The 24,654-nt window shown below is 52.1% G+C and carries 23 protein-coding genes; 9 read left to right on the top strand and 14 right to left on the bottom strand.

Features of this window, described 5'->3' with window-relative positions; genetic code table 11:
• Positions 1–10: 10 nt before the first annotated feature.
• On the bottom strand, positions 11–604 hold the full coding sequence (locus tag PsAD13_RS08480) for a glycosyltransferase (protein ID WP_063317863.1): 594 nt from the start codon (positions 602–604) through the stop codon (positions 11–13).
• Positions 605–789: 185 nt separating this feature from the next.
• Here PsAD13_RS08480 and PsAD13_RS08475 point away from each other — a divergent pair, with 185 nt between their 5' ends.
• Both PsAD13_RS08475 and PsAD13_RS08470 read left to right on the top strand, forming a co-directional pair.
• The gene (locus PsAD13_RS08475) at positions 790–1,845 is read left to right on the top strand and encodes a PA0069 family radical SAM protein (protein ID WP_244275131.1); all 1,056 of its coding nucleotides are present in this window, start codon (positions 790–792) and stop codon (positions 1,843–1,845) included.
• Positions 1,846–1,898: 53 nt separating this feature from the next.
• Positions 1,899–2,555, top strand: coding sequence for a ribonuclease HII (locus PsAD13_RS08470; protein WP_063317861.1), 657 nt, complete (start codon positions 1,899–1,901; stop codon positions 2,553–2,555).
• A gap of 93 nt (positions 2,556–2,648) precedes the next feature.
• On the opposite strand, the gene PsAD13_RS08465 is transcribed toward PsAD13_RS08470, so the two are convergent.
• On the bottom strand, positions 2,649–2,939 hold the full coding sequence (locus PsAD13_RS08465; RefSeq protein WP_063317860.1) for a GNAT family N-acetyltransferase: 291 nt from the start codon (positions 2,937–2,939) through the stop codon (positions 2,649–2,651).
• A gap of 510 nt (positions 2,940–3,449) precedes the next feature.
• On the opposite strand from PsAD13_RS08465, the gene PsAD13_RS08460 reads away from it, so the two are divergent.
• Positions 3,450–4,436 (top strand): hypothetical protein, encoded by a 987-nt coding sequence (locus tag PsAD13_RS08460; protein ID WP_063317859.1) that lies wholly within the window; start codon positions 3,450–3,452, stop codon positions 4,434–4,436.
• A 100-nt stretch (positions 4,437–4,536) separates the two neighbouring features.
• Here the strand turns inward: PsAD13_RS08460 and PsAD13_RS08455 are convergent, their stop codons facing one another.
• The 7 genes from PsAD13_RS08455 to PsAD13_RS08425 form a co-directional block, all read right to left on the bottom strand.
• Entirely contained in the window at positions 4,537–5,022 is a 486-nt protein-coding gene (locus tag PsAD13_RS08455; protein WP_057462886.1) for an ATP F0F1 synthase subunit B, read from the bottom strand.
• 11 nt (positions 5,023–5,033) lie between these two features.
• Complete coding sequence (locus PsAD13_RS08450; protein ID WP_063302419.1) at positions 5,034–5,585, bottom strand: F0F1 ATP synthase subunit B; 552 nt, start codon at positions 5,583–5,585, stop codon at positions 5,034–5,036.
• A 100-nt stretch (positions 5,586–5,685) separates the two neighbouring features.
• Positions 5,686–5,913: a F0F1 ATP synthase subunit C gene (locus PsAD13_RS08445; protein ID WP_063295525.1), complete on the bottom strand. Its 228-nt coding sequence runs from the start codon at positions 5,911–5,913 to the stop codon at positions 5,686–5,688.
• A gap of 74 nt (positions 5,914–5,987) precedes the next feature.
• Entirely contained in the window at positions 5,988–6,755 is a 768-nt protein-coding gene (locus PsAD13_RS08440) for a F0F1 ATP synthase subunit A (RefSeq protein WP_057462888.1), read from the bottom strand.
• Between the two features lie 52 nt (positions 6,756–6,807).
• Positions 6,808–7,182, bottom strand: coding sequence for an AtpZ/AtpI family protein (locus PsAD13_RS08435; RefSeq protein WP_108817844.1), 375 nt, complete (start codon positions 7,180–7,182; stop codon positions 6,808–6,810).
• 196 nt (positions 7,183–7,378) lie between these two features.
• Positions 7,379–10,837: a chromosome segregation protein SMC gene (smc, locus tag PsAD13_RS08430; RefSeq protein WP_063317858.1), complete on the bottom strand. Its 3,459-nt coding sequence runs from the start codon at positions 10,835–10,837 to the stop codon at positions 7,379–7,381.
• Positions 10,838–10,930: 93 nt separating this feature from the next.
• Complete coding sequence (locus PsAD13_RS08425) at positions 10,931–11,572, bottom strand: DsbA family protein (protein WP_057462890.1); 642 nt, start codon at positions 11,570–11,572, stop codon at positions 10,931–10,933.
• A gap of 509 nt (positions 11,573–12,081) precedes the next feature.
• On the opposite strand from PsAD13_RS08425, the gene PsAD13_RS08420 reads away from it, so the two are divergent.
• Positions 12,082–12,573, top strand: a complete 492-nt coding sequence (locus PsAD13_RS08420) for a hypothetical protein (RefSeq protein WP_152986677.1) — start codon at positions 12,082–12,084, stop codon at positions 12,571–12,573.
• A gap of 35 nt (positions 12,574–12,608) precedes the next feature.
• Here PsAD13_RS08420 and PsAD13_RS08415 read toward each other — a convergent pair whose 3' ends face one another.
• Complete coding sequence (locus tag PsAD13_RS08415; protein ID WP_082826820.1) at positions 12,609–13,145, bottom strand: DciA family protein; 537 nt, start codon at positions 13,143–13,145, stop codon at positions 12,609–12,611.
• 137 nt (positions 13,146–13,282) lie between these two features.
• On the opposite strand from PsAD13_RS08415, the gene mutY reads away from it, so the two are divergent.
• Positions 13,283–14,335 (top strand): A/G-specific adenine glycosylase, encoded by a 1,053-nt coding sequence (gene mutY, locus PsAD13_RS08410; RefSeq protein WP_063317857.1) that lies wholly within the window; start codon positions 13,283–13,285, stop codon positions 14,333–14,335.
• Between the two features lie 63 nt (positions 14,336–14,398).
• Here the strand turns inward: mutY and PsAD13_RS08405 are convergent, their stop codons facing one another.
• Positions 14,399–15,877, bottom strand: a complete 1,479-nt coding sequence (locus PsAD13_RS08405; protein WP_063293848.1) for an AMP nucleosidase — start codon at positions 15,875–15,877, stop codon at positions 14,399–14,401.
• 304 nt (positions 15,878–16,181) lie between these two features.
• On the opposite strand from PsAD13_RS08405, the gene PsAD13_RS08400 reads away from it, so the two are divergent.
• From PsAD13_RS08400 to PsAD13_RS08390, 3 genes are all read left to right on the top strand, one after another.
• Positions 16,182–17,402 (top strand): glycerophosphodiester phosphodiesterase family protein, encoded by a 1,221-nt coding sequence (locus PsAD13_RS08400; protein WP_063317856.1) that lies wholly within the window; start codon positions 16,182–16,184, stop codon positions 17,400–17,402.
• A 424-nt stretch (positions 17,403–17,826) separates the two neighbouring features.
• Complete coding sequence (locus PsAD13_RS08395; protein ID WP_063298826.1) at positions 17,827–18,924, top strand: site-specific DNA-methyltransferase; 1,098 nt, start codon at positions 17,827–17,829, stop codon at positions 18,922–18,924.
• 204 nt (positions 18,925–19,128) lie between these two features.
• Entirely contained in the window at positions 19,129–19,899 is a 771-nt protein-coding gene (locus tag PsAD13_RS08390; protein WP_153040862.1) for a hypothetical protein, read from the top strand.
• 82 nt (positions 19,900–19,981) lie between these two features.
• Here the strand turns inward: PsAD13_RS08390 and tyrS are convergent, their stop codons facing one another.
• On the bottom strand, positions 19,982–21,253 hold the full coding sequence (gene tyrS / locus PsAD13_RS08385; RefSeq protein WP_063317854.1) for a tyrosine--tRNA ligase: 1,272 nt from the start codon (positions 21,251–21,253) through the stop codon (positions 19,982–19,984).
• Between the two features lie 233 nt (positions 21,254–21,486).
• Complete coding sequence (locus PsAD13_RS08380) at positions 21,487–22,185, bottom strand: HAD family hydrolase (RefSeq protein WP_063317853.1); 699 nt, start codon at positions 22,183–22,185, stop codon at positions 21,487–21,489.
• Between the two features lie 211 nt (positions 22,186–22,396).
• Here PsAD13_RS08380 and PsAD13_RS08375 point away from each other — a divergent pair, with 211 nt between their 5' ends.
• A complete protein-coding gene (locus PsAD13_RS08375) occupies positions 22,397–23,326 on the top strand; it encodes an alpha-1,2-fucosyltransferase (RefSeq protein ID WP_063317852.1) in 930 nt (309 codons plus the stop codon).
• A gap of 22 nt (positions 23,327–23,348) precedes the next feature.
• On the opposite strand, the gene PsAD13_RS08370 is transcribed toward PsAD13_RS08375, so the two are convergent.
• Positions 23,349–24,533: a glycosyltransferase family 61 protein gene (locus PsAD13_RS08370; protein ID WP_063317851.1), complete on the bottom strand. Its 1,185-nt coding sequence runs from the start codon at positions 24,531–24,533 to the stop codon at positions 23,349–23,351.
• Between the last annotated feature and the right edge of the window lie 121 nt (positions 24,534–24,654).

Here is a 24,654-nt window from a genome sequence, read left to right as displayed (position 1 = left end):
TGGTACCGCGTTATTTCGTCGTATTTTGAAAGATCACTGTACCGTTCAACCAATGGACCCGACTAGCCCTCAAAACCTTCTGGAACTGAGCCTGCCGGTTCATTCCTGACGCGTTCGCCAGAGCTTGTTGCAGGTGGTCTTTGTGGATCAGCATGGGGAGCTGGTGGCATGATGCTTTCAGCAAGCGATGCCTGAGGGTGATAAGTTTCTGCTTGAGTTGTGCCACAGTGCCGAATTCCTCTGTGCGGCTGGGAAACACAGCAACCAGATTCTGCTCAGTTCCGACCCGCTCCGCGCGCTCTATGAAGGATGCGGCTTCTGCCTGCCAGCCCGCTTGCAGAATAGCGCCGGGTTGGATGAGCAAAACCCAGTTGGAACGGGTGCACCGTTTGAGCCCTTCTGCCATAGCAGAGCCAGATCTCGCAGTGGTGCCAACGAAATCCGCACCGCTGGCATCTGCCACGATCTCTGTCCCATCAGATGAGCCTTCGTCGGTGATAATGACTTCTTTCAGGATGCCTTCTGCAGAAGCCGGGACCAGAGCGGACAGGGTGAGCACCAGCCGGTGCTCGCTGTTATAGGTGGGAATAAGTGCGCTAATCATTCCAACAGCTTACAGTGATTTGCCTTAGCTTTGGAAAGTAAAGGCTTGCAAATCCAGATATTTTGAGCAATGTTCCACTTATGTTCTCATAAGAAGATGAAAGTGCATGCCCCATGTCAACTGCACAAAATCACAGGGCCGAAACTGAGGCCGCTGATCCTTTGGGATCTTCGCTTCCGGTCAACATGACAGGTCGGGGCCGTGCGGCACATTACAACAAGGCTGGCCGGTTTGAGGCGGAAAGCCGGGAACTGATGGATGACGGCTGGGGAACAATTGATGAACTTCCGCCGATCAAGACAGAAGTGCAGATTGAAACTGCACGGCATGTGATCACCAAGAACAGCTCTCCTGACCTGCCTTTTGATCGCTCGATCAATCCGTATCGGGGCTGTGAGCATGGCTGCATCTACTGCTTTGCGCGGCCAACCCATGCGTATATGGGCCTGTCGCCAGGGCTGGATTTTGAAAGCCGCTTGTTTGCCAAGCCCAATGCAGCACAGGTGCTGGAGCGGGAGCTGGGTGCATCCTCTTATCAACCCAAACCCATTGCGATTGGCACCAACACTGATCCCTATCAGCCGATTGAACGCACGCACAAAATCATGCGCGATGTTCTGGAGGTTTTGAACAAGACGGGCCATCCGGTGACCATTGTCACCAAGTCAGCGCTGGTCATGCGGGATATCGATATTCTTAGCGAAATGGCAGAGCGTAATCTAGCAAAGGTGGCAATTTCTGTGACCACGCTGGACCGGAAAATCGCGCGGAGCCTTGAACCGCGCGCGTCTACGCCACCTCGCCGTTTGCAAGCGATCAAGGCACTGTCTGATGCGGGTATTCCAACCGCTGTGCTGGCAGCTCCGATCATTCCCGGACTGACGGATCATGAACTTGAAAGCATTCTTGAGGTTTGTAAGGAGCATGGCGCAACAGAGGCCAGTTACATTTTGCTGCGCCTTCCTCGCGAGGTTTCTGAACTCTTCAAGGAATGGCTTTTGCGGGAGGCTCCGGGCAGTTACCGGCGTGTGCTGAGCCTTTTGCGTTCCATGCGTGATGGAAAAGACTATGACGCTCAGTGGACGCAGCGCTTCAAGGGTAAAGGTCCTTACGCTGACCAGCTGGCAAAGCGCTTTCAGCTGGCGTGTAAGAGCAAGGGTTTATCCTCGCGTTCACTAAAGCTGTCCTGTGACCATTTCATCAAGCCAACTTGCGGCGGTGTGCAGCTTTCATTGCTGTAGACGAGGCGTGTTTTGATGCTTGAAAGCTGCTGGGCTGCATGGCAATGAGGGGCATGTCGTATTTTGCAAACTCCCTCTTTGATATCGCCTTTCCGGATGCGCCTGACCTGCGCTTTGAGCGCTCTGTTGAGCAAGACCTGCAAGGGCGGTTTGCCGGTATTGATGAAGCCGGGCGCGGGCCATGGGCTGGCCCTGTGGTGGTTGCTGCGGCCAGCCTTGACTACGACAACCTGCCAGAGGGATTGAACGATTCCAAGAAGTTGACCGAGGCCAAGCGCGAGGAGCTCTTTGAGCAGATCCTTGAGATGGCTGATGTGAGTGTGTGCGTGCAAAGTGCGCAGACCGTTGACCGGATTAACATTCGCGAAGCAACCTTGCAGGGCATGCGCACCTGCGCCCGCTCGCTCAGCGTTCCGGTGAAACGGTTCTTCATTGATGGCAAGGATGTGCCACATCACCTGCCGCAGGAAGGGCAAGCACTGATCAAGGGTGATGGCCGCTGCCTCGCTATCTCAGCTGCTTCTATCGTTGCCAAGGTGACCCGTGACCGCCTGATGGTGAAAATGGACAAGCATTTCCCGGAGTACGGCTTTGCCAAACACAAAGGCTACGGCACCAAACAGCATCAGGAAGCACTGGCAGCACACGGCGTAACCCCGCTCCACCGCTGTTCCTTCCGACCTATTCGGGAGATGATTGAGGGAAGCTAGTAGAACATCCTCTTAGTCAGCAGCTAAACGGCCAAACAAGTGAACATCGCACCGCTGTTTGCCAAGGACTATCTTCCCTCGCTGAGTGCCTTCCTATGAGAAGCCTGCTTTTTCGAGAACTCTATTTGATGCCGGGTTTCCCGTAACCGTCCAGGCTTCAAGCCGATAAAGGCTCATCTGGTGATGGCTATGTTCGGTTACAGCAATGAGTGCCTTAGTCATAAAACCTTTGTTCCAATGCTGGGAGCCGAGCTCATAGCCAATTTCTGCAATGGGTGCTCGTTTATCTATTGAATTTAAGCGTATGCAGCCAAGAACCTCATCATTCGAGTGATCCCGCATCATCCAGCAAAATCCTTTGCCTTGTTCACCAATGCGTTCCATTCAAGCGACAAAACCCTTTGCTCGCTTTTCAGTTTTAGTTCTAGGAAAGTCTGAGTACTCTGAGGTTTCCGGCGCCATAAAAATCGGCAGGTATGCTTCTAGATCTTTATACTGAACTGGAGATAAATCCAGACGAGAAGTGATCATTTTTTGTGTCATGCCCCCCATACTTAAACAATATTATAATGCTGACATTGCCTCTGATCGTCAAAGAATGAACCAGCGACAGGTAACCTCAACACGATCGTAAATCTGGAAGAAAGACACCATCTTCTTTATAGGGCTGATGCTCAAACCATTCATGACCTACATCTCCCGAAAGTTGTAGCCCTTTGCAAATCTTCCTTCTTTAAACGCTTACTCCCCGACTTTTCCAACGCTCTCGCATTATAACGCAGAGTTGAATGACCTTGCGGCACTTACTCGCCTTTGAGTGCATTTTGGCACAACCCAGAGGCGTAACAACTCACATCATGGCGGCATTGCAACTTTAAATTCAGGAGCATTGAAATGCCAGCTATCACAGGTGCCGTGCGGAACGAGACCCTCCCAGTCCAACCACAGGCGGTTCAAAACACTGCCAAGCCTGCTGATCTGCAAGAGACGTACAAGGAACGTCATCTTGGAGATCTTGGTATCAACGTAAAATACAATCCTGCTATTCCGGAGCGGCAAGTGGATTCCAGTCTTGCTGCGGTCTCTGTGCATCGCATGGTGAATGACAAACTCGGAATGACGACAAACGCGCTTCACAACGTCGTGGAGGGCGGCAAAGATGCAGTGTTGTCTGCTAAAGCCCCGTTCCTAACCAGCGCCTCACCAGCTCAGGAAACAGCTGGTACACACAAGTCAGTTACTGCCTCCCCTGCTGATATCGCGAATTTGCCTGATGGGTCATATCTGCAAACGCAGGGTAGATGGCTAGATGCTTCAACCGTACAGGTTCCTGCACCCGGAAACGTGTTTGGCGCAAGCGGACTGTTTGCCTCCGCTGAGACAAGCCTCGACATTCCTCTTGTGACGCCAATCAGTCCTAATCGGGATGACATAGCGGCGGCCTTTGGGGTCAAAATCTTCGATGAAGGACAGACAGTCCCGCTGAAGTTTGATGGCAATCTGAATGCTGTTGAGTATGAGTTTGGCAAGGCCTATCCGCAGTACCGGCTGGATGTGGCGAATGGTTTCTTTATTGAGACGCACGACTTCCCGCATGTGTTCATGCCAGCTTCTGAACAGAGTGAGATTGTGATCACTGTAGGGACGCAGCTTGAAGAAGATCAGTTTGCTCTCACCAACTTCCTTGTTCCACATGGCAGCGGTATTCTGGTGCCCGGGAACACCATACACGCTGATGCGTTCAGCTCAGGCAGCATCATTGCGTTGTTGACGCACTGCACAGAGGCGGATGTTGTTTTGATGCACCAGCCGGATGACAGCCCATTGCCAATTAAAATCGACATCTCAGAACGGTTGGGACTTGCTGAATGGCATGTCTAGTTTGTTATCAGGACGCTGAAGCCAAGTAATGTTTAGACAAAGAAAAAGGCTCCCGAAATTCGGGAGCCTTTTTTGATATTCTTGTCAGAAATTCTGAGGATCAATTCAGGTTTTCAGAAACCTGTTTGATGCTCTGCTTGAGCACTTTATCCTGAATTTCTTCTTTGGCAGTGCTGGAAGCGACGATGGTTTCAGCTGCCTGAACTGCAACATCTGCAGCACGGGAGCGAACCTGTGCAATCGCATTTGCTTCAGCCTGAGCGATTTTCGCTTCGGCTGCTTTGGTGCGACGTGCAATCATCTCTTCGAGAGCTGCCTTGGCTTCTTCAGCCAGACGATCAGCTTCAACTTTTGCGTCAGCAACGATCTGATCTGCTTCCGCTTCAGCCTCTTTACGCTTGCGCTGGTACTCGGCCATCAGAGCCTGAGCTTCTTCACGCAGCTTACGGGCGCCTTCAAGCTCTTGCTTGATGTTGTCCGCTTGCTGGTCAAGCATTGCACCAACCTTGCCAGGTACTTTCAGGTACCACAGCAGGGCAAAGAAGAGGATGAGACCAACGAGTGCCCAAAGGCTTGCATCGAACATTCTGTCACCCCTTACTTAAGTGCAGCATCAACGGCTTTGGCAACTTCAGCTTTCGCTGGAGCACGGCCACCGATAAGTGCCTTTACAAGCTCGCCTGTTGTCTCGGCGGCGATTTCGCCAACATGAGACAGGCTTTCAGCTGTGATCTTGGAAATGCTCTGTTCAGATTCGGAAAGCTTAGCTGCCAGCTGCTCTTCAGCCGCTGCGCGGGCGCTTTCTGTCTCTGCTTTCACCTTAGAACGTGCATCATGAGCCATGGTAGTGGCTTTTTTGCGCGCTTCAGCTAGAGCACTTTCGTAGGATGCAATGGCTTCATCTGTCTCTTGCTTGAGACGGGATGCTTCTGCCATATCACCTGCGATGCGATCGCGACGATCTTCAAGGATACCGCCGATGCGTGGGAGGACCACTTTCGACATTACCCAGTAGAAAACGCCGAAGGAAAGAACCAACCACAACAGCTGAGACGGGTAAGTCGTGCTGTCGAACGGAGGAAAGCTACCGCCCTCCTCTACAATGCCAACTTCGGCAGTTGTATTCAGGTTGCCTTGAGTATTCGACATCAACTTCTCCGTGAACGCTCTTCGTAACGCTTTATGATTTTAGAGACGGTCCCTACCATGAGGAACCGTCATCATAAAACGCTCTAATCGTTATCGTCGATTATACTGCGAACAGCAGCAGAAGTGCGACGAGAAGGGAGAAGATGCCGAGAGCTTCGGTCACAGCAAAGCCGAGGATGAGGCGGCCAAACTGTCCATCTGCTGCAGATGGGTTGCGCAGTGCGCCGGCAAGGAAGCTGCCGAAGATGTTTCCAAGACCGAGAGCTGCACCACCCATACCAAGGCAGGCGATACCGGCACCAATGTATTTTGCTGCTTCTGCATCCATGACAAGTGCTCCTAAACTAGCAATAGCGTCTATGACTTTGTTTTTGGGTTTGAAACCCGGATTCTACACGTTACTTAGTGGCTCGGATGGAGCGCATCTGCAAGATACATGCAGGTAAGAACGGTAAAGACGTAGGCCTGAAGGAATGCCACGAGGAACTCAAGAGCCGTGATGGCAACTGTGAGTATCAGAGGCAGGATCGCAGATGCGATGCCAACTGCACCGAAGCCGGTGAGCATGACAACAAAACCTGCAAAAACCTTCAGAGTGATGTGACCAGCAAGCATGTTTGCGAACAAACGAACGGACAGGCTAACTGGACGTGAAAGGAAAGAGATAACTTCAATCGTGGACACCAGAGGAATAACCCCAACTGGAACGCCACTTGGGACGAACAGCTTAAGGAAGCCTGCGCCGTGCTTGAAGAAACCGTAGATCGTTACAGTGCCAATCACGAGAATTGCGAGTGCAAATGTCACGATGATCTGACTTGTAACGGTGAAGAAGTATGGGAACATCCCGAGCATGTTTGCAACGAATACGAACATGAACAGGGAGAAGACGAGCGGGAAGAACCGCATTCCGTCATTGCCTGCTGATCCTCGCAATGTGGCAGCAACAAACTCGTAGGACATTTCCGCCATGAGTTGAGCGCGGCTTGGGACCAGACCACGTCTGTTGGTAGACAGAACGAGGAACAAGGTCGCTACAGCGACGGTGACAACCATGAACAAGGAAGCGTTGGTAAAGGAGAAATCAACACCGCCAATCTCCACAGGAAAGATCTTGGAGATATGAAACTGGTGGATCGGATCGATCGCGTTGCCTGAATTTCCAGCCACAGGTAGTACCCCTGAAGTGCCAATTTACGAGCGCAAGAGCGCGATGAATTAGTTAGTCCTGCTTCTTGCCGGAATTCATCCGTCTTTCAGGACCGGCGACTTTGCCCGCCTCCCGAAGGACGTTTAATATTCCCGCAACAAAGCCAAGCATAAGGAGAATTATCATCCCCCACGGCTTGGTCCCGATCCAGCTATCCGCCATCCAGCCGAGTGCCCCCCCGACAAAGATAGCGGCAATAAACTCGGAAGACATCTTCCAAGCCTGTGACAAGCCTGACATCGCGCTGGTCTTGTTCGGTTCCTCTTTAGCAGAGGCTTCGTCCAAGCGTGTATCCAACGTTTTGCCGAGCTTTTCTAGCCGCTCAGACAGGTGACGATCAGTTTCTTTCATGTCTTTTTCACTCTGCTTATTCTCATCGGGAGACATGTTCATTCTTCCTAGATACCGGCAGATAGTTCAAAGACATGGATGCCCCTGAAAGTCGGGGGCACCATAATGCTCGTGATCTGCACTGTCAAGGTTAGAGCTACTTAAGCTAAATAACTGATATCTATAGAGTTTCCAGAGTTTCTAACAGAGAATACGTATAAAGGATACTTTCAAGGCCGTATTGTACCCTATTTTAGGCCGGTTCGGTGAATCGTTCAGCCGTCTCAAGATCTACTGAAACGAGCTGGGAGACCCCTCTTTCAGCCATGGTTACACCGAACAATCTGGACATGCGCGCCATGGTAATCGGGTTGTGCGTGATGACGGTGAAACGCGTTGCCGTGTTCTGCGCCATATCCTCCAGCAAAGCACAATAACGCTCAACATTGGCATCGTCCAACGGAGCGTCAACCTCGTCCAGAACACAGATTGGGGCAGGATTTGTAAGGAAAACTGCGAATATGAGCGCCATGGCGGTGAGAGCCTGCTCTCCCCCTGAAAGCAGTGTCATGGTCTGGGGCTTCTTGCCCGGAGGGCGTGCAAAGATCTCCAAACCAGCATCGAGAGGGTCTTCCGCATCCACCAGTTTCAGCTCTGCCGTTCCACCGCCGAACAAGTGTGTGAATAAACGCTTGAAGTGGTCGTTGACCTGATCAAAAGAGCTCAAGAGACGCTCTCGCGCTTCCTTGTTCAGGTTCATGATTCCTGTGCGCAACTTCCTGATGGCCTCAATCAGGTCGTCTCTTTCGGTGATCAGCGTGTCTCGCTGCTCCGTAATTTCCTGCATTTCCTCATCGGCACGCAGGTTTACGCCTCCCAGACGTTCCCGCTCAGCCTTCAAACGATCAAGCTTGCGTTCGGCACCTTCGGCATCCGGCAAAGGCGCATCTGGTGACAGGCCGGCCATCTCATGCAGACGAGAGACATTGACTTCCAGCACCTCATCCACGCGGCGTTCAATTTCCAGGCGGCGCTCTTTGGCTGCTTCAAGGCGCTCTTCGGCACGGACCTTGCGCTCGCGAGCACCAGATAAGCCTTCCATGGCTTCACGGGCCTTCTGGTCGGCGATCAGCTGGCGCTTTTCACCTTCCGCGAGTTTGTCATCAGCTGCCTTGCGTGCACTCTCTGCAGATGTGAGGCCATTCATCAGGTCCTGACGTTTGAGCTCGATCTCCTCCGGGCTCGCCAACAGGATGAGACGCTCTTCTGCGGCATCATCACGACGCTGGCGCAGGACGGAGATTTGCTTGTCTGCGTTTTGCACGCGCTGAACCCAATTCTGTCTGTCGCGTTCAATGGTTTCAAGGCGCCGCGCACGCAGCTCCCCCTCCCGCTTCAGCGCATCGGTGGCCCCTTTGGCCTCCGCCAGTTTGCTACGACAGGCGGAAACATCTTTGGACGCGCTTTCCAGCTCAGCTGTTACGCCTGCAATATCCGGCAGCTCTTCCAGAGCGCTCTCGGCTTCTTCGAGCGAAATTGCAGTCTCTTCATAATCTTCATTTGCGCGGCGGAGCTGTTCTTCAAGCGTTGTTTTACGCACCGACAATTCTGTTAAGGCGCGCTCAGCAGTCGCGAGCTCTTCCCGCAAGGCGACAATGCGAGATTGCTCCAGGCGCAGTTTTTGACGCATGTCCTGTTCAGCAACTTCTGCCTGACGCCTGTGCTCGGTCGCGGTTTCCAGCGCTTCGTTCTTTTCTTCCACCAGATCCCTCGTCTGTTCGACGAGGTCTTCCAGTTCCGCCAAGCGGTTTCGTTGTGCGAGACGTTGTGCAGCTGGTGTTGGTGCATCTGCTGCGATGATCAAACCATCCCAGCGCCACAGATCCCCTTGCTTGCTGACCAATCGCTGGCCAACTTTCAGCTCTTTGCGCAAAGCTGAGCCGTGTTCAGCCTCAATCAGCCCAACCTGAGCGAGACGGCGGGCCAGCTCATTGGGCGCCTGCACATATTCGGAAAGTGGTGTTGCGCCTGCTGGAAGGGCTGGATCACTGCCCGCCCCCGCATTCAGGCTCCAACGGACCGGCGCATCTTCTTCCATTGCAGCATCAAGGTCTTCGCCCAAGGCGGCACCCAGCGCTGTTTCCAAACCCGGGTTTACGCTCATGCGGTCTACAGCGGGTGTCCAGTCTCCACTTTGGCCAGCAGAAAGGACGGCCTGCAGTGTCTTGGCTTCGGTCTCATATCTGGAAAGAGCTGAATGCGCTTCATTCAATGGAGTGCGACAGTTGTTTTCCGTTTCGCGTGCCGTTGCCAGTGTCTCTTCCGCTTCGACTGCGGTTTCTTCTGCTTCTGCCAGTTCTTCCAGAGCCATTTCCAGCTCTTCGCGCTTATCGCTTGGGCCACTGGCCGCTTTAATATCTGCCTCAACAGCTTCAAGCTGGCCTTTGAAGCGGTCTGCTTCTTCTTTAAAGCGGGCGCTCTTCTGGCGAATGCCTGAGATCTGATTGTCGAGCTGGGTGTGCTTGGCGAGGAGGCTGGCGTGATCCTGTGTGATCCGCGAGTGTTTCATCTCGCTGGCATCGAGATTGTCTTCCGCGATCAACACCAGTTCTTCGGCTTCAGCCGCACGCTCGTCCAAAGTCTCGGCAGCTTCGAGGAGTTCTTGTTTTTCCTCTTCCAGCTCTTCCAGATGACTGGTGTTTTCGCTGGCAAGTTGGGCTTCACGCTCGATATCCTGCTCCATCTGAGCAAGACGCGCCTGAAGGTCCATTAGCTTTTCTCTGATCCGGCGGTCTTCTGACTCAAGATCGTTTTTCGCGATAATCAGATGCTGGAGCGCAGCAGCAGCGCCACCTGCGGCTTCTCTGAGCTTTGGAATTTCATGGGCAGCGAGTGCCTGCTCTTTCGCCGTGGACGCCTGCAGGCCTGCGATGTCTCGCATTCCGATTTCAGCATCCGCATATTGCTTGCGGGCAGCGTCCAGCGCGGATGTTGCTTCCTGCCAGCGCAGATACAGGATCGTCGCTTCGGCCTTGCGAATTTCTGAGGAGAGGTTGCGGTAGCGGGTGGCTTGTCTTGCCTGCCGCTTCAGGCCGTCGAGTTGCCCTTCAATTTGAACAACCACATCCTCCAGTCGCTCCAGATTGGTTTCAGCAGCCCGCAGACGGATTTCTGCTTCTTTCCGGCGGCTGTGCAAACCAGAGATGCCTGCGGCTTCTTCCAGGATCTTTCTACGCGATGTTGGTTTGGACGAAATCAGCTCGCCGATTTGCCCCTGTCGCACCATTGCCGGCGAGCGTGCACCAGTGGAGGCGTCGGCAAACAGCAGCTGTACGTCTCTTGCACGAGCGTCTTTGCCGTTGATCTTATAGACAGAGCCAGCTTCGCGCTCGATACGGCGGGTGACTTCCAGCGTGTCACTGTCGTTATATCCAGTGGGGGCTGTTCGATCTTGGTTGTCGAGAAAGAGCGTTACTTCGGCTGTGTTACGCGCCGGGCGGTTAAGGCTGCCCGAGAAAATTACATCATCCATTCCAGAGGCGCGCATGTTCTTATAGGAGCTCTCTCCCATAACCCAGCGCAGCGCTTCTACAAGATTGGACTTTCCGCAGCCATTGGGCCCGACAACGCCTGTCAGGCCGTCTTCAATGACAAACTCCATAGGCTCAACAAAGGATTTGAACCCAAGGACACGGAGGCGCTGAAACTTCATGGAGCGCCCCCTACTCTTACAACAGGGTGTAAGCGATCATACGCGCATAGATCTGCGAGCAGGAGATTCAGCCCTGAGGGCTGCCCGCTTATCTTACAGATTCTTATCCACGTACTTGCTGAACTCCTCAAGAGAGAGTGCTCCGCTTACTTTTTCACCGTTGATAAAGAAGGTCGGTGTTGAATCTACACCCAGCGTGTCTGAGCCGTAGTCACGAACTTCGGTTACTCCGTCTAGTATTTCCTGATTCGTCAAGCAAGCCTTTACAGCTTCTTCAGTGAAACCGAGTTGCTTGCCCATATTCAACAGGGCGCTGTATGGATCATTGGTGAATGCCCAGCTGCGCTGCTGTTCGAACATCAGAGACATAATGTCGAAGTATTTGTCTTCCGGTGCACAGCGCGCAAGCATAAAGCCAGCTGCGGCGACTGTATCCAGCGGGAATTCACGGAAGATGAAACGCACTTTGCCGGTGTCGATGTATTTCTTCTTCAGCTCTTTATATGTGGTGTTATGGAAGTTGGCGCAGTGACCACATGTCAAAGAGGCATATTCAATGACAGTGACAGGAGCGTCTGCCTGGCCGATAACCTTATCACCCAACGGGCCAACCTTATTCAGGTCTGCCTCGGAATAGGTCTGTGCAGAGGCAACAGTTGGCATAGCGGCAAAGGCAAGAGAAGCGGCTGTAAGAGCACTGGTGCGCTCAAGAAACTTACGGCGAGAGAGTGTCACGTTTTTCTATCCCAAGTTAAAATGTGTTGCCCTGTTGGCTGACCCGGCGCGTTTATCGCCATAAAGACAGCCAGCATCTGGTCTGGAGTATAACCACTCCAACCCAAGAGCCATTGATCACAAACTGGTGAACATCCGCAGAATACAGCCATGCCCACAGCTCGCTTTCCAGCAACAATTGGTTTTCAGGAAACTATGGCAAATACTTGTCGGATGCTACCGAATATCCTGAGTAGTCATATTAAATTTTGGTAAGGCAGCTGGATTGACGCATACGTTAGGCGAGAAAACGATTTTCTTCGTTTAAAACAAAGGGGTTCTGCCATTTCGCGGTAAACGGGCAGAGAGCGTTCCAAGATATTCACTATGATTAAACTTGCACTGCTAATACATACCCACAGAATTTATGCATGGAAAACAACAATAATTTCTCGTGTTGTTTTGTTTTTGCCTCATTAATGAGTTATTAAATATTTATAGAACTCTCTAACAAGATATACGGATACATTATGAAGCGCTTGACTACCTTAATGCTTCTCAGCACACCACTGATTGCCTGCCAAGCCTCTGTATCTGAAGATTTCGTCGAAGCTATACCTACAACTACTCAAGAAACGACGATTGAAACGACTGCTATACCTGCAACATCCAATACAATTTATACAGGCACGGCAGATTTGGGCGCACTTACCTCTACGAACTGGGTCGTCAGCGAGGGCAGCGGAAACAGCTCAGCTCCTTGCCGGGTTCAGTTTAGCAAGACCCCGTCAGGCGCTGCTGTTGTGACACCAGCTGTGACCAGCAGTTTTCCAAACGGGCATGCAGCAACAAGTGGCTGCACCAATGAAGAGCTGAGCAGCGTGACGGCATGGGCGGTGAATGGTGATACCATTGAGCTGCGGAATGCGCAGGAAACAACGACAGCCTATCTTTTGATGGAGCGCCCTGACCTTTTGCTGGGATATACCGCAAAGGGGCATGATCTGGTGGTCAGCCAGTAATCACTCATTCAGAACTGCGGGTCTTTAAGGATGGATCAGGAGTTGCTTGCAGGTGTGCGGGCAATGAGGTTCTTGCCGAGCTTTTCCAGCGCATTCTTCAACCGCTCATCAGAGACTGACGCAACCTTCTGCTCGATGCGGCGGTTCTCAATTTCTGACAGCTCACGAAGTGGTTTTGGTGTGATCTTTTTGGTTCTGAGCGCCGGACGCTGCACAACCTTGATGCGGCCAACCGCATTCCAGCCTAAAAAGGCGTTTATCCGATCTCGCAGTTGTGGAGCTTCATGCGTGAAGAACAAAGCAGTGGAGCCATCCGCATGAACAAGAAGTGTTGCAGGTTCTGCAACCGGCTCTCCTTCAGAGCTTTTGGCTCTTGGCCAAACAAGCCTACCGGGCTGTACTTTTCCGTGATACTTCTTGCCGACAAGTTCTGGCCAGGCGGTGAGAAGGTCGGCACTGGCAAATCCGCGCTTGCGCGCGACAGGGTGCATGGTCTTACCAATCAGCTCGTTTAGCTGATGGCTTGATCTCCTGGAAACCCGATTTTGCGCAGTTGCTTTCATCGTCTTCATCACGCCATTAGATTAAGGCACATATATGACCATTGCTTTATATTAGTCTTAATTCAGTCCCGTTTTCCGCGGTACCATGAATTACCAAGGGAACCCCAATTATTTAGGGATCAAAACCAAGGTTAACCCACAAAACCATGCAAGATAATCTAGTTGTTCTTTACTGGTATGACAGAAATTCTCGCCAACTGCCATGGCGAACAGCTCCTGCTGATATACTTTCCGGTGTAAAACCAGACCCTTACCATGTCTGGCTCTCAGAAATCATGCTTCAGCAGACTACTGTTGCGGCAGTGAAAAACTACTTCAATCTCTTCATAAAGACATGGCCAACACTTGCTGATATGGCCAATGCGGAGGAAGAAGACATCCTAAAAGCGTGGGCTGGGCTTGGTTATTATTCCCGTGCAAGAAATCTGTATAAGTGTGCAAAATTTGTCCAATTGCATCACAATGGGCGTTTTCCTGAGGATGAAGAGCGGCTTTTGAAGCTCCCGGGCATTGGTCCTTACACGGCTGCTGCAATCTCCACGATAGCCTTTGGGCGCCATGCTGCTGTGGTTGATAGCAATGTGGAGAGGGTTCTGTCCCGCCGCCATGCATTGCTGACAGAGCTCCCTGCTCTAAAAGCTGAAGTGAAGCCCTTGATGGCTGAAGTGACGCCGCATGATCGCCCCGGCGATTTTGCGCAGGCCATCATGGACCTTGGCGCCACAATCTGTACACCGAAGTCTCCGGCCTGTGGCATCTGTCCATGGATGGATGTTTGTGAGGGTCGCAAGCAAGGCATTGCTGACACGCTGCCACGCAAAGCCCCCAAGAAGGTGAAACCGACACGACGCGGTATGGCCTTTCTGCTCAGCGATGCACGTGGCCGCATTCTTTTGCGCAAACGCGAAGATAAAGGACTGCTTGCTGGCATGAGTGAGCCCATCACCACGCATTGGGCGGATGATGCAGCGATGGAAGACCTCTCACATGCTCCAATCACTGCGGATTGGGTGCGTACGCCGAAGGACGTGAAGCACACCTTCACGCACTTCCATCTAGAAATGAGCGTCTGGCAGGCACAGGCACCGGCGCATTATGATGAACCTGACGGGTATTGGTGGTCAGCACCAGATGAGCTTGAGGGAGAAGCCCTGCCAACAGTGATGATGAAAGCACTGAAGGCTGGCGGCGTGATCTAAGTGCGCAGCAAAAAGCCGGGTCTGAGCCCGGCTTTTCTTGTTTCTACAAATGCTGATTGGTGCTTATTGGAATGCTGTTTCCATGAAGCTGCGGAGTTTGCGAGAGTGGAGCCGTTCCAACGGCATTTCCCTCAAGACCTCCATGGTCTTCACACCAATTTCCAAATGCTGGTTCACTTGTGTCCGGTAGAAGTCTGTCGCCATGCCGGGCAGCTTCAGCTCACCATGCAGCGGCTTGTCTGATACGCAGAGCAAGGTTCCATAGGGAACGCGGAAGCGGAAACCGTTGGCAGCGATGGTTGCGGATTCCATATCCAGCGCGATCGCACGGGACTGGGAGAAACGCTGCACCGGCTCGCGGTGGTCGCGCAGTTCCCAGTTGCGGTTATCGATGGAGGCTACGGTTCCTGTGCGCATGACCCGCTTCAGATCATAGCCGCTGTAACCAGTGGTCTTTTCAACGGCATCTTCCAGCGCGACCTGTACTTCTGCCAGAGGCGGGATTGGAACCCATGTTGGCAGATCAGCATCCAGCACCTTGTCTTCACGTACGTAACCATGAGCCAGTACATAATCGCCAAGCTGCTGGCTGCTTCTGAGCCCAGCGCAGTGGCCGAGCATCAACCAGGCATGTGGGCGAAGCACTGCAATGTGGTCGGTGATGGTTTTTGCATTGGACGGGCCAACACCGATGTTCACCATGGTGATGCCGGAGTTGTCCTCCCGCAGCAGGTGATAGGCTGGCATTTGTGGCAGGCGCGGCGGGGCCACACCTTCGCGCGGCTCTTTATCACCTGCGTAGGTGATGAGATTGCCCGGCTCGACAAAGGCCACATATCCGCTCTCCGGATCATTGATCAGCTCTTTTGCCATCTGCGCAAAGCCATCAATGTAGAACTGATAGTTTGTGAAGAGCACGAAGTTCTGGAAATAGCGCGGCGCGGTTGCGGTGTAGTGCTGCAAGCGATGCAGAGAATAATCCACGCGCGGAGCCGTAAACGGCGCAAGCGGCTCAAAGCCATCTTTTGAACGGTAGGTGCCATTGGAGATGGCATCATCCATGACGGCAAGATCCGGCACATCAAACACATCACGCAACGGGCGCTCTTCGCTGGATGGCAAAGCGCCTTCCACGTGTGCGCCATCATAAAAGGCAAAGTGCAGCGGGATCGGCTGATCACTTTCAGCGATCACCACTTCAAGACCGTGGTTTTTGATCAGGAGATCAATCTGATGTTCCAGGTAGTTCTTAAAAAGATCTGGCCGGGTGACTGTGGTTTTGTATTTGCCAGGCCTTGCCACAAAGCCATAGGACAGGCGCGTATCAACGCGGATGTGGCTGGAAACTTCAAATCGCAGTTCCGGGTAAAATGCTCTGACCCTGGTTTCCGACATGCTGCCCTGTGCAGCCTCTTTAAAATTCTCACGTAGAAAGTCAGTCGCCCGATCAAACAGATAGATCAGGTGCGCAACAGCTTCACTGGCATCTTTAAAGGATTGTGGGGGAATTGTCTCAGGCGTACGGATGGAACGGCTTTCCATCACAACGTCGCTATCGGATATAGTCGACACGTTCGGTTTCTCCTCTTTCGTGTCACTATATATCTGAGGGATGTTTACGACAGGGTCAAGACAAACTGCGGACAAATATGGTTTATTTTTTAGTGAGTGAGGATATTTTCACGCAGCGTCAGTTTCATCTCTGCACACAGAATTGAGATTCATAGCTACATATTTACCCTTATCTCCTTCAGTTTATTCTGTAAAACTATCCCGAAAATTGCATGGGCGAGTTCTAGAGGCACTTTGCAGGACTACGCTTCAGATGATCGGGAGGGATCTTTTTATGCACTTTGTTCGTACTGCTGCGCTTGGTTTGGTGGCTGGCACCTGCCTTACTGTGAGCGCACAAGCTGCCCAGTTGGGGCCACGGCCTGCTTTTCTCGTTGAGCAGATGCAAGAGAGCCCGTTGAAGGATAAGTTGCGCGCCTGCATCGGCAATCCTGCAAAGGCTTCCAGTTTCACGATCGGGCACCGTGGGGCTCCCCTGCAGTTTCCTGAGCATACGTTAGAGTCTTATCAAGCCGCGGCTGTGATGGGTGCGGGGGTGCAGGAATGCGATGTTACCTTCACCAAAGATAAGGAGCTGGTCTGCCGTCATTCTCAAAATGATCTGGCGACAACAACAAATATCCTCGCGACTGATCTGGCCAGCACGTGTGTTGCTCCGTTTACTGCTGCTGCCAATGGCGAGAAAGCAGCTGCAGAATGCAGAACCTCTGAGATCACATTGGCGGAGTTCCAAGGTCTCACTGGCAAAATGGACGCCTCAAATCCAGCTGCAACAACGGTTGAGGACTTCCTGAAAGGCACAGCTGACTGGCGCACGGACCTTTATGCGGCAGCTGGTGCTGGTGGCACTTTGATGACCCATGCTCAGTCCATTGAGCTCTTCAAAGAACAGGGCGTTAAGTTTACGCCGGAGTTGAAGCGCCCGAGCGTAAAAATGCCGTTTGACGGGTTCACTCAGGAAGATTTCGCTCAGAAGCTAATTGAAGAGTATAAAACAGCAGGTGTTCCGGCATCTGACGTTTATCCGCAGTCCTTCTTTTTGGATGATGTGCTGTACTGGATCAAGAATGAGCCTGAGTTTGGAAAGCAGGCCGTGTTCCTTGATGGTCGGTTCCGTATGCAGGGCTTTGACGCATCTGATCCAACCAGCTTCAAGCCGTCCATGGCTGAGCTGAAAAAGATGGGCGTGAACTATATCTCCCCTCCTCTTTGGATGCTTGTCACTCTGGATGACGGGAAGATCGTGCCATCGGCTTATGCAAAGGCTGCGAATGAGGCTGGCATCAAGATCTTTACCTGGACGCTGGAGCGCTCCGGCCTGCTCTCTCACAACAAAGGCGGCTGGTATTATCGCAGCATCAATGATGCAATCACCAGCGAAGGCAGCGTTTATGAGCTGCTGGATGTGCTGGCACAGGATGTGAAAGTGAGCGGTGTGTTTTCTGACTGGCCAGCGACCGTCACGTTCTACGCCAACTGCATGGGGATTGAGTAAGCCCCTCTCCTGCACTGATTTGCAATTTGGAAGCGCGCCTTACATGGCGCGCTTTTTTTTGCGCTGTCCGCAGCGTAAGCCTTGCCATACTCGTTAACCGATTTACCCGCTGTCCCCGCAGTGCGTTTACCTTGTTCTTTTTAGCCAGCAAAAAAGCTTGACTCTCAAAAAAATATTTAGGGTCTCTATTTTCGCCATTTTAACTCCTCATAAACCTCTACCCCAAGGGAATCCGCGGTCGAATATTAATGGGAGTTAACTTCGAGACGAATATTCGAATCTGTAAATAAAGCGTTGATTCTAAAAGAATAAAAGATATCCACTATTAACCTCTGGTTTACCATAGTGGGTAACCATAGCACTCATGAATTGCGTGAGGTGTTGCGTCGCAATGAGAGTACAGCGTAAAGAAGGGGTGTCCTTGATGGCACCCCACATTTCCACCAAGCCAGACTGGCTTGATACAATTATTAAGGGCGACTGTGTTGAGGCTTTGAACAAGCTTCCTGACAACAGCGTGGATGTGGTTTTCGCCGATCCCCCTTATAACCTACAGCTGGGCGGAGATCTGCACAGGCCTGATCATTCGAAGGTAGATGCCTGCGATGATCACTGGGATCAGTTCTCCAGCTTTAAAGCTTATGATGAGTTCACTCGTGCTTGGCTGCAAGCGGTTCGCCGCGTGTTAAAGCCAAACGGGTCCATCTGGGTTATTGGCTCTTATCACAACATTTTCCGCGTTGGTGCGGTGATGCAGGACCTTGGGTTCTGGATCAACAATGATGTGGTTTGGCTGAAAACAAACCCGATGCCGAACTTCCGTGGCAAACGTTTTACTAATGCTCATGAGACGCTCATCTGGGCCTGCCCTTCACAAGAGAGCAAGCCGACCTTTAACTACGATGCGATGAAGACGTTTAACGACGATCTTCAGATGCGGTCTGACTGGGTGCTACCTATCTGCACTGGTCATGAACGCCTGAAGGACGACAACGGCGACAAAGTGCATCCAACTCAGAAGCCGGAGAGCCTGCTTTACCGCGTGCTGCTCTCCACTTCAAACCAGGGCGATGTGGTCCTTGATCCATTCTTTGGCACAGGCACCACTGGTGCTGTTGCCAAGAAGCTTGGCCGCCACTTTGTGGGATGTGAGCGTGAAGACTCTTACATTAAAGCCGCTTCCGAACGGATTGACCGGGTTACACCTGCCAACGATGATTTTCTGGCGATGACACAAGGCAAACGCTCCCTTCCACGGGTTCCGTTTGGCAATTTGTTGGAGACAGGATTATTGACACCGGGCGCGGAACTGACCGATGCCCGTGGACGCTTCAAGGCTACGGTTCGCGCCGATGGTTCCTTGATCTGCGGCGAGCATTCAGGATCCATCCATAAGGTGGGTGCGCTCGTTCAGGGTCAGCAAGCCTGTAATGGCTGGACCTTCTGGCACATTAAACGTGGCAAGGCTCTTGAGCCGGTTGACGCCCTTCGGGAAGTCGTCCGCTCGCAAATGCCTAAGTAGCGTCTTACACAGTTCGTGTGGCGACCTCGCCCCACGGTTTACAGGGTTTGTCCCTGCTTCATATCCATATGACTTGGCCCCTGCCTTTCTAGGCGGGGGCTTTTTTATGGTTTGGTAAGGATAACGGCGACTTCCATCTCCCAAAAGCTTCACGAAACGTAGGGCACACCAGTCTTGTTTTTTGTAAAACAAGGAGAGAACACTGTGACTCAACCAGTTCCAATAACATTCATCAAGAAAGTCAATATGGTTTTTGGCTCCGTCGATACCACTCAACACTATCGACTTGCAGAAGACCAAATTCCGAGCTGCTATTATATGACCGATGAAGGCTCATTTGCGCGATTTCGTCCGCTTCACATAGGCGGGTTTGCCATAGAACAAAGTCCGACACATGTAGTGGGGATGTATGCTGGTGTTTGGGATGACGCACTCACCTTTGCTCAGAACCAACAGCAAAACAACAACATTAAATTTCATTTATTAGGATCGACGAAACGCGACATACTCGATCAGGTGGACAGGCTACATAGCCCAAATAAGATCTCGACGAACGAGATTCAGCGAAAGAACAACCAAATCCCTGGAATTCTCGACAATCGGCTTTACTATATAAATGATGGACCTCTGCATGGAATATTCTTCCAACAAGTGCAAGCGGGTCATCCATACCAGCCTATGCATGTGGTTGATGCTCCTCTTGAAACAGAACAAGCTCATAGAGGGCATGTTTTTATGAAAAATATATATCTTCGAAAATATTACGAGAGCACCCTACCCGACTTGATTTCGAAGCTTGAACTATGTGGTGTCGCACCACAAACTCTGCCAACTGTTCCGAACTTTGCGCAGATTGATACGGCCCCAAAACAGCCGCTCGTTTCCAATGAAGAATACTTCCCTGAGAACGCATTTGGTAACTCACGTCCCAATCAATCTGCATTCATTCAAGCATGCATCAGAAGGTTCCAATAGGCACACACCCCTCTCACAACTCCAAGTTGAGTAGCTGAGTGTGGCGGAAAGTGGCCAGACCCAAGCTGGCCACTATTTTCGATTACACGAACTCCACCAATGCCTTACGACGCTTGCCAACCGCTAGGGTCAGCCTTTCACCCGGTTTCAGGTCGCCTTCTGAAATCATCCGGGTTTCTTCCAGAACTATGGATGTGTTGAGGCGGACGGCGCCGCCGCGGATGAGGCGGCGGGCTTCGCTGTTGGTGGTGGCGAAGCCGGTTTTTACCAGCAGGTCCAGGAGACCGAGTGGTTTGGCGAGGAGGGAGAGAGGTAGCTCGTGGGTTGGCTGAGAGAGGTCTTCCTGACCGCTGAACAGAGCTTCTCCCTGCTGGAGAGCAGCTTCTGCTGCGGCCAGACCGTGGACGATTCCGGTGACTTGTGTTGCCAGGATCTTCTTGGCCTCATTCAGCTCCTGCCCTTGTAAGGAAGACAGGCGGTCAATTTCGCCCAGTGGCAGATCAGTGAAGAGTTTCAGTAGCCGAGGTACATCAGCATCATCCGCATTGCGCCAGAATTGCCAGAAGCCGAAGCTGGAGAGGCGGGATGGGTTGAGCCACACAGCGCCTTCTGCGGTTTTGCCCATTTTGCTGCCCGAGGCTGTTGTCAGCAGTGGCAATGTGAAGCCGAAGAGCTGGCTGCCTGAACGGCGACCAAGATCTACACCATTGACGATGTTGCCCCATTGATCAGAACCGCCAATCTGCAATGTGCAGTCGAAGCGCTGGTTGAGCTCAACGAAGTCAACGGCTTGCAGCATCATGTAGCAGAACTCGAGCACGGAAAGTGGTTGTTGTGCCTCAAGGCGGGAGCGGACGCTGTCGAAGGTCATCATGCGGTTGACGGTGAAGTGCGTGCCGAAATCTCGCAGGAACTCAAGGAAGCGGAACTCGTCCAACCACTCAGCGTTGTTGACGATTTGGCCCTGCCCTTCAGACAAGTCGAAGAGACGTTCTACGGTTGCGCGAATACCTGCGAGATTGTGGGAAATCTGGGCATCATCCAGCAGCGGACGGCTTTCACTGCGGAAGCTTGGATCACCAACGCGCGTGGTACCGCCGCCCACCAACAGGATTGGTTTGTGTCCGGTTTTCTGCAGCCAACGCATGGCCATTAATGGCAGCAGGTGGCCGACATGCAGGCTGTCAGCGGTTGCATCAAATCCAGCGTATGCTGTGATGGGGCCTGCTTGGAGTTTTTCGTCCAGCGCTTCTAAATCCGTGCATTGATGCAGGAAACCGCGATCGATCAGCAGTTGAAGGGCTTCAGATTTTGGGCGGAAGCAGCGGGTGGTGTCTACAACAGTATGTTTCATAATGCTCTCCTTCGCCGCGCAGGAGAGCTAAAACACGAAAGCCGCCTACGCGGCGGCTTTTGGTTCTGACCTCAATTTTACATGAGTTTATAGGAACGCGGCCGCCGATATGTCGGGCGCATAATAATAAACTGCAGAAATGATGGTCAGGTTCTTGTTCATGCCCAAGTGTATGACCGCAACGGCACTGCCCTGTCAAGAAAGTTTTGGCAGTTTGTGCTGCTCGGCGCTCCTCAAGCTGTACTTTTGAGCATATTCAGCTTTTTGATGAGATTGGCTAACTCTTTCATATCATTAAAGATTGCCATTGGGTTTTGCTGTTCAAGACGGCTGTGTAAATCTGCATTGCCGTGGGAGGCTCCGGTGAAGCCGAGGGCGGTCATGCCTGCTGCCCGGGCGGCTTGCAAGCCGAGGTGACTGTCTTCAACAACCACGCATTTTTCGGGAGCGACGCCCATCTCGCTTGCTGCTTTCAGGAACACATCTGGCGCTGGCTTGCCCTTTTCAACCAGATCAGCCGAGAAATATTTATTCTCAAACCGATCATATAGATTTGTGAGCTTGAGGGTATGTTCCAGACGGTCCATGGAACTGCCAGAGGCGATGCACATTTGCAAATTCGGGAATGAGTTGTCCAACTCATGCAATGCTTCATGGATGCCAGTGATTGGCTTGAGATACTGCTCAAAGGCTGCCTTTAGCGCCTCATCCTGATTTACGAGCGCCTCATGGTGGCGAATGTTGACGCCAATTTCCGCTTCAACCTGGCTGAATACTTCTGCAGATGACACACCGCAGAAGCGGGCAATCATTTCTTCCGTGCTGATCGGGTATCCAGCTTTGGTGAAGCCTTCGGCCTCTACCTGACAGCCAATCCACTCGCTATCAATCAAACAGCCGTCGCAATCCCAAATGAGTAAATCGTAGTTCATAAGCAAATCCAGTTGGTTATATCAGGCGCAGTGTTGTCAGCAAGCATGGCATTTTCATGATACCGCAGGAGCACATTACAACTTATCCTCGCAGACCTAGCACAGTTTCAGCTCGAGCTAGGAGATTTACTCCCAAAAACCTAGTAGTGAGCCTTTGCCAAAGCTCCGGTAGGCTGAGGGGTAAACACGCTGATTTGTGTACGGGGGACGTATGTCAGTTGCTTCTCAGGTGCGAAAGTCTGGTGCTGCGCGACGGCGCAAGCTCAAACCAACATTGATTGTCCGTATCCGCGGCGGCATTGGCAATCAACTTTTTCAGTATGCTTTCGGGCGGAAAATCGCGCTTGAAACGGGGATGAAACTTCGTTTCGACCACAGTGAGTACGCGCAGTATTTCAACCGCTCCTATTGCCTCAACCTTTTCAAAACGCAGGGTTTATCTGCCACTGAATCTGAAATGTCGGCAGTGCTTTGGCCAGCGCAGGCCTTTGGGCAAACCGTCAAGATATGCCGCAAGTTCTATCCCTTCTATCAGCGCCGCTACATGCGCGAGGACGAGTTGCTGCGAGATGGAGATACGCCCGTATTCAAGCAAAGCGCTTATCTGGACGGGTATTGGCAAAAGTGGGAGATGCCATTCTCCATCATGGAGCAATTGCGAGAAGAGATCACGCTCAAGAAACCAATGGTGCTTGAGCGGCTGAAACTGCTGCAACGGATTAACTCCGGGCCCTCCGTTGCCTTGCATGTGCGCTATGGCGATTATAGTCAGGCGCACAATCTACAGAATTTTGGACTGTGCTCTGCTGGCTATTACAAGGGCGCGATGGATTTCCTCTCAGAGCGCATTCCCGGCCTGACCTTCTATGTCTTCTCTGACAGTCCTGAACGAGCGCGTGAGGTGGTTCCGCAGCAAGACAATGTGTTTTTTGCGGATCCGATGCAGGATGGAAAAGACTATGAAGATCTGATGGTTATGTCATCTTGCGATCACATCGTCACCGCCAACAGCACCTTCAGCTGGTGGGCTGCTTTCTTAAACGGGCATGAAGAGAAACACGTGATAGCGCCGCTTAAGTGGTTCAAGAACCCCAATCTGGATGACAGTTTGATTGTTCCGCCGCACTGGCAGCGATTATAGTGTCTGCAATGTCCAAGTCGGTTTAAGCGAGTTCCAAAGCATCAACTTCGTGCAGGATCTGTCCGATTGCGTTTTGAGACAGAGAGAAGTGTTGGTGCGCCCCGCTCTTTTCTCCAATAACCGGCGCGTATCTTAGCCCTCGCACATGCGCGAGCCATGCATAAGCGCTCTGGACGTAATCTGCGGGGAAGATCTCAATCAGCTTGCCGCCTGCTTGTGTGAACAGCAGGTTTGTCAGGCCTGCGCCGTGGGTTCCAACGATGATCCTGGCGTTGTTGAAGAGTTCTACCTGCTCTTTGTGGCTTAGTTTGCCGGGAATGACGCTTTGAAAACCCCGTGCCTCCAACTGCTCTTTGAGTGACTTCTCGTTCACTATTCGGCGTGTTTTTGCATCATCCCGCGCGATATAGAGCCTTGTGGCTGGCGTCTTGTGCATATCAAGCTGGTATGCAGCCAGATAATGCGTTGCGACCATAGATGCTGCCTGCTCGCTGGCTGGGACTCTGTATTCGCAGTTCATTGCCGGCGTGCAGTGAAACAACGTTTTGCAATGGATGCGTTCGTTCGCTTTGCACTCTTCCAGGCTGAGAAGAGGCGTCTCCTGAGCCAAATGCTCGTAAAACTCTTTCTGAAACTCTGGGAGATTTTCCCGAAGCAGTATTTTCAGCGGGAATGTCAGCGGCCCCAGTTGCTCTAGCAGAAACAGAAGCGGGAAGGCCACATCGCACAAGAAGTGGTAGTAGTGGCGATGACCAGCGGCCATGCCCAGCATGTTGATGGCTGCAGTCTGGATCGTCCTGTCCTTTAACCGCGCAAACCGCATGGTGTTGGGCGCTGCAGCTTCTATCTGTCGATGCTGCGCCTTTAAGACAGTTGCTCCGGTGCTGCCGAGGACCAGTGTATCAACGAGCTTAAACATCCTGAGCTGCGTGTGACCGGCGGGGGTGATTGGCAAAGGATAGCGGCTTTGCTCCAATGCGCCGTGTTCTTCAAAAAACGCCTGCACCTCTTGAGGCAGCGCACGAGAGCTGCGCTCATCAACGGTTTGCAAGTGTTCATTTGGTGCGAGCCTTGGGTTTGCATTGTCTGGAAAGAAGTTGTTTCGATCACCGATGGTCGGGAAGGTTCTGGCAAGGGTTGATTGCACCCGGAACCGAAGTTGCCGACTTGTTGGCAGCCAGCTGCGCCATTTAGGTGCCTTACGCATCCCCCACCTCACCCGTTTTATCTGCTAAGCACGAATGACCGTATACCGGGCAGGACAACGCCAGTATCCGCATATTCTGATCAATCAATATCCATGGGCATCGGTATGGGCATGGATTGGG

It is taken from the genome of Pseudovibrio sp. Ad13 (genome assembly GCF_001623225.1).
GTDB lineage: Bacteria > Pseudomonadota > Alphaproteobacteria > Rhizobiales > Stappiaceae > Pseudovibrio.
This window is presented reverse-complemented; position numbering and strand designations above follow the sequence as displayed.

Excerpts from the sequence above, each read along its gene's own strand:
- PsAD13_RS08455 (WP_057462886.1), bottom strand. The coding sequence starts at position 5,022 with ATGTTCGATGCAAGCCTTTGGGCACTCGTTGGTCTCATCCTCTTCTTT.
- PsAD13_RS08375 (WP_063317852.1), top strand. The coding sequence starts at position 22,397 with ATGTCAGTTGCTTCTCAGGTGCGAAAGTCTGGTGCTGCGCGACGGCGC.
- PsAD13_RS08420 (WP_152986677.1), top strand. The coding sequence starts at position 12,082 with ATGAAGCGCTTGACTACCTTAATGCTTCTCAGCACACCACTGATTGCC.
- PsAD13_RS08470 (WP_063317861.1), top strand. The coding sequence starts at position 1,899 with ATGTCGTATTTTGCAAACTCCCTCTTTGATATCGCCTTTCCGGATGCG.
- PsAD13_RS08400 (WP_063317856.1), top strand. The coding sequence starts at position 16,182 with ATGCACTTTGTTCGTACTGCTGCGCTTGGTTTGGTGGCTGGCACCTGC.
- PsAD13_RS08475 (WP_244275131.1), top strand. The coding sequence starts at position 790 with ATGACAGGTCGGGGCCGTGCGGCACATTACAACAAGGCTGGCCGGTTT.
- mutY (WP_063317857.1), top strand. The coding sequence starts at position 13,283 with ATGCAAGATAATCTAGTTGTTCTTTACTGGTATGACAGAAATTCTCGC.
- PsAD13_RS08435 (WP_108817844.1), bottom strand. The coding sequence starts at position 7,182 with ATGTCTCCCGATGAGAATAAGCAGAGTGAAAAAGACATGAAAGAAACT.
- PsAD13_RS08480 (WP_063317863.1), bottom strand. The coding sequence starts at position 604 with ATGATTAGCGCACTTATTCCCACCTATAACAGCGAGCACCGGCTGGTG.
- tyrS (WP_063317854.1), bottom strand. The coding sequence starts at position 21,253 with ATGAAACATACTGTTGTAGACACCACCCGCTGCTTCCGCCCAAAATCT.
- PsAD13_RS08450 (WP_063302419.1), bottom strand. The coding sequence starts at position 5,585 with ATGTCGAATACTCAAGGCAACCTGAATACAACTGCCGAAGTTGGCATT.
- PsAD13_RS08370 (WP_063317851.1), bottom strand. The coding sequence starts at position 24,533 with ATGCGTAAGGCACCTAAATGGCGCAGCTGGCTGCCAACAAGTCGGCAA.
- PsAD13_RS08395 (WP_063298826.1), top strand. The coding sequence starts at position 17,827 with ATGGCACCCCACATTTCCACCAAGCCAGACTGGCTTGATACAATTATT.
- smc (WP_063317858.1), bottom strand. The coding sequence starts at position 10,837 with ATGAAGTTTCAGCGCCTCCGTGTCCTTGGGTTCAAATCCTTTGTTGAG.
- PsAD13_RS08380 (WP_063317853.1), bottom strand. The coding sequence starts at position 22,185 with ATGAACTACGATTTACTCATTTGGGATTGCGACGGCTGTTTGATTGAT.
- PsAD13_RS08415 (WP_082826820.1), bottom strand. The coding sequence starts at position 13,145 with ATGAAGACGATGAAAGCAACTGCGCAAAATCGGGTTTCCAGGAGATCA.
- PsAD13_RS08405 (WP_063293848.1), bottom strand. The coding sequence starts at position 15,877 with ATGGAAAGCCGTTCCATCCGTACGCCTGAGACAATTCCCCCACAATCC.
- PsAD13_RS08465 (WP_063317860.1), bottom strand. The coding sequence starts at position 2,939 with ATGGAACGCATTGGTGAACAAGGCAAAGGATTTTGCTGGATGATGCGG.
- PsAD13_RS08445 (WP_063295525.1), bottom strand. The coding sequence starts at position 5,913 with ATGGATGCAGAAGCAGCAAAATACATTGGTGCCGGTATCGCCTGCCTT.
- PsAD13_RS08460 (WP_063317859.1), top strand. The coding sequence starts at position 3,450 with ATGCCAGCTATCACAGGTGCCGTGCGGAACGAGACCCTCCCAGTCCAA.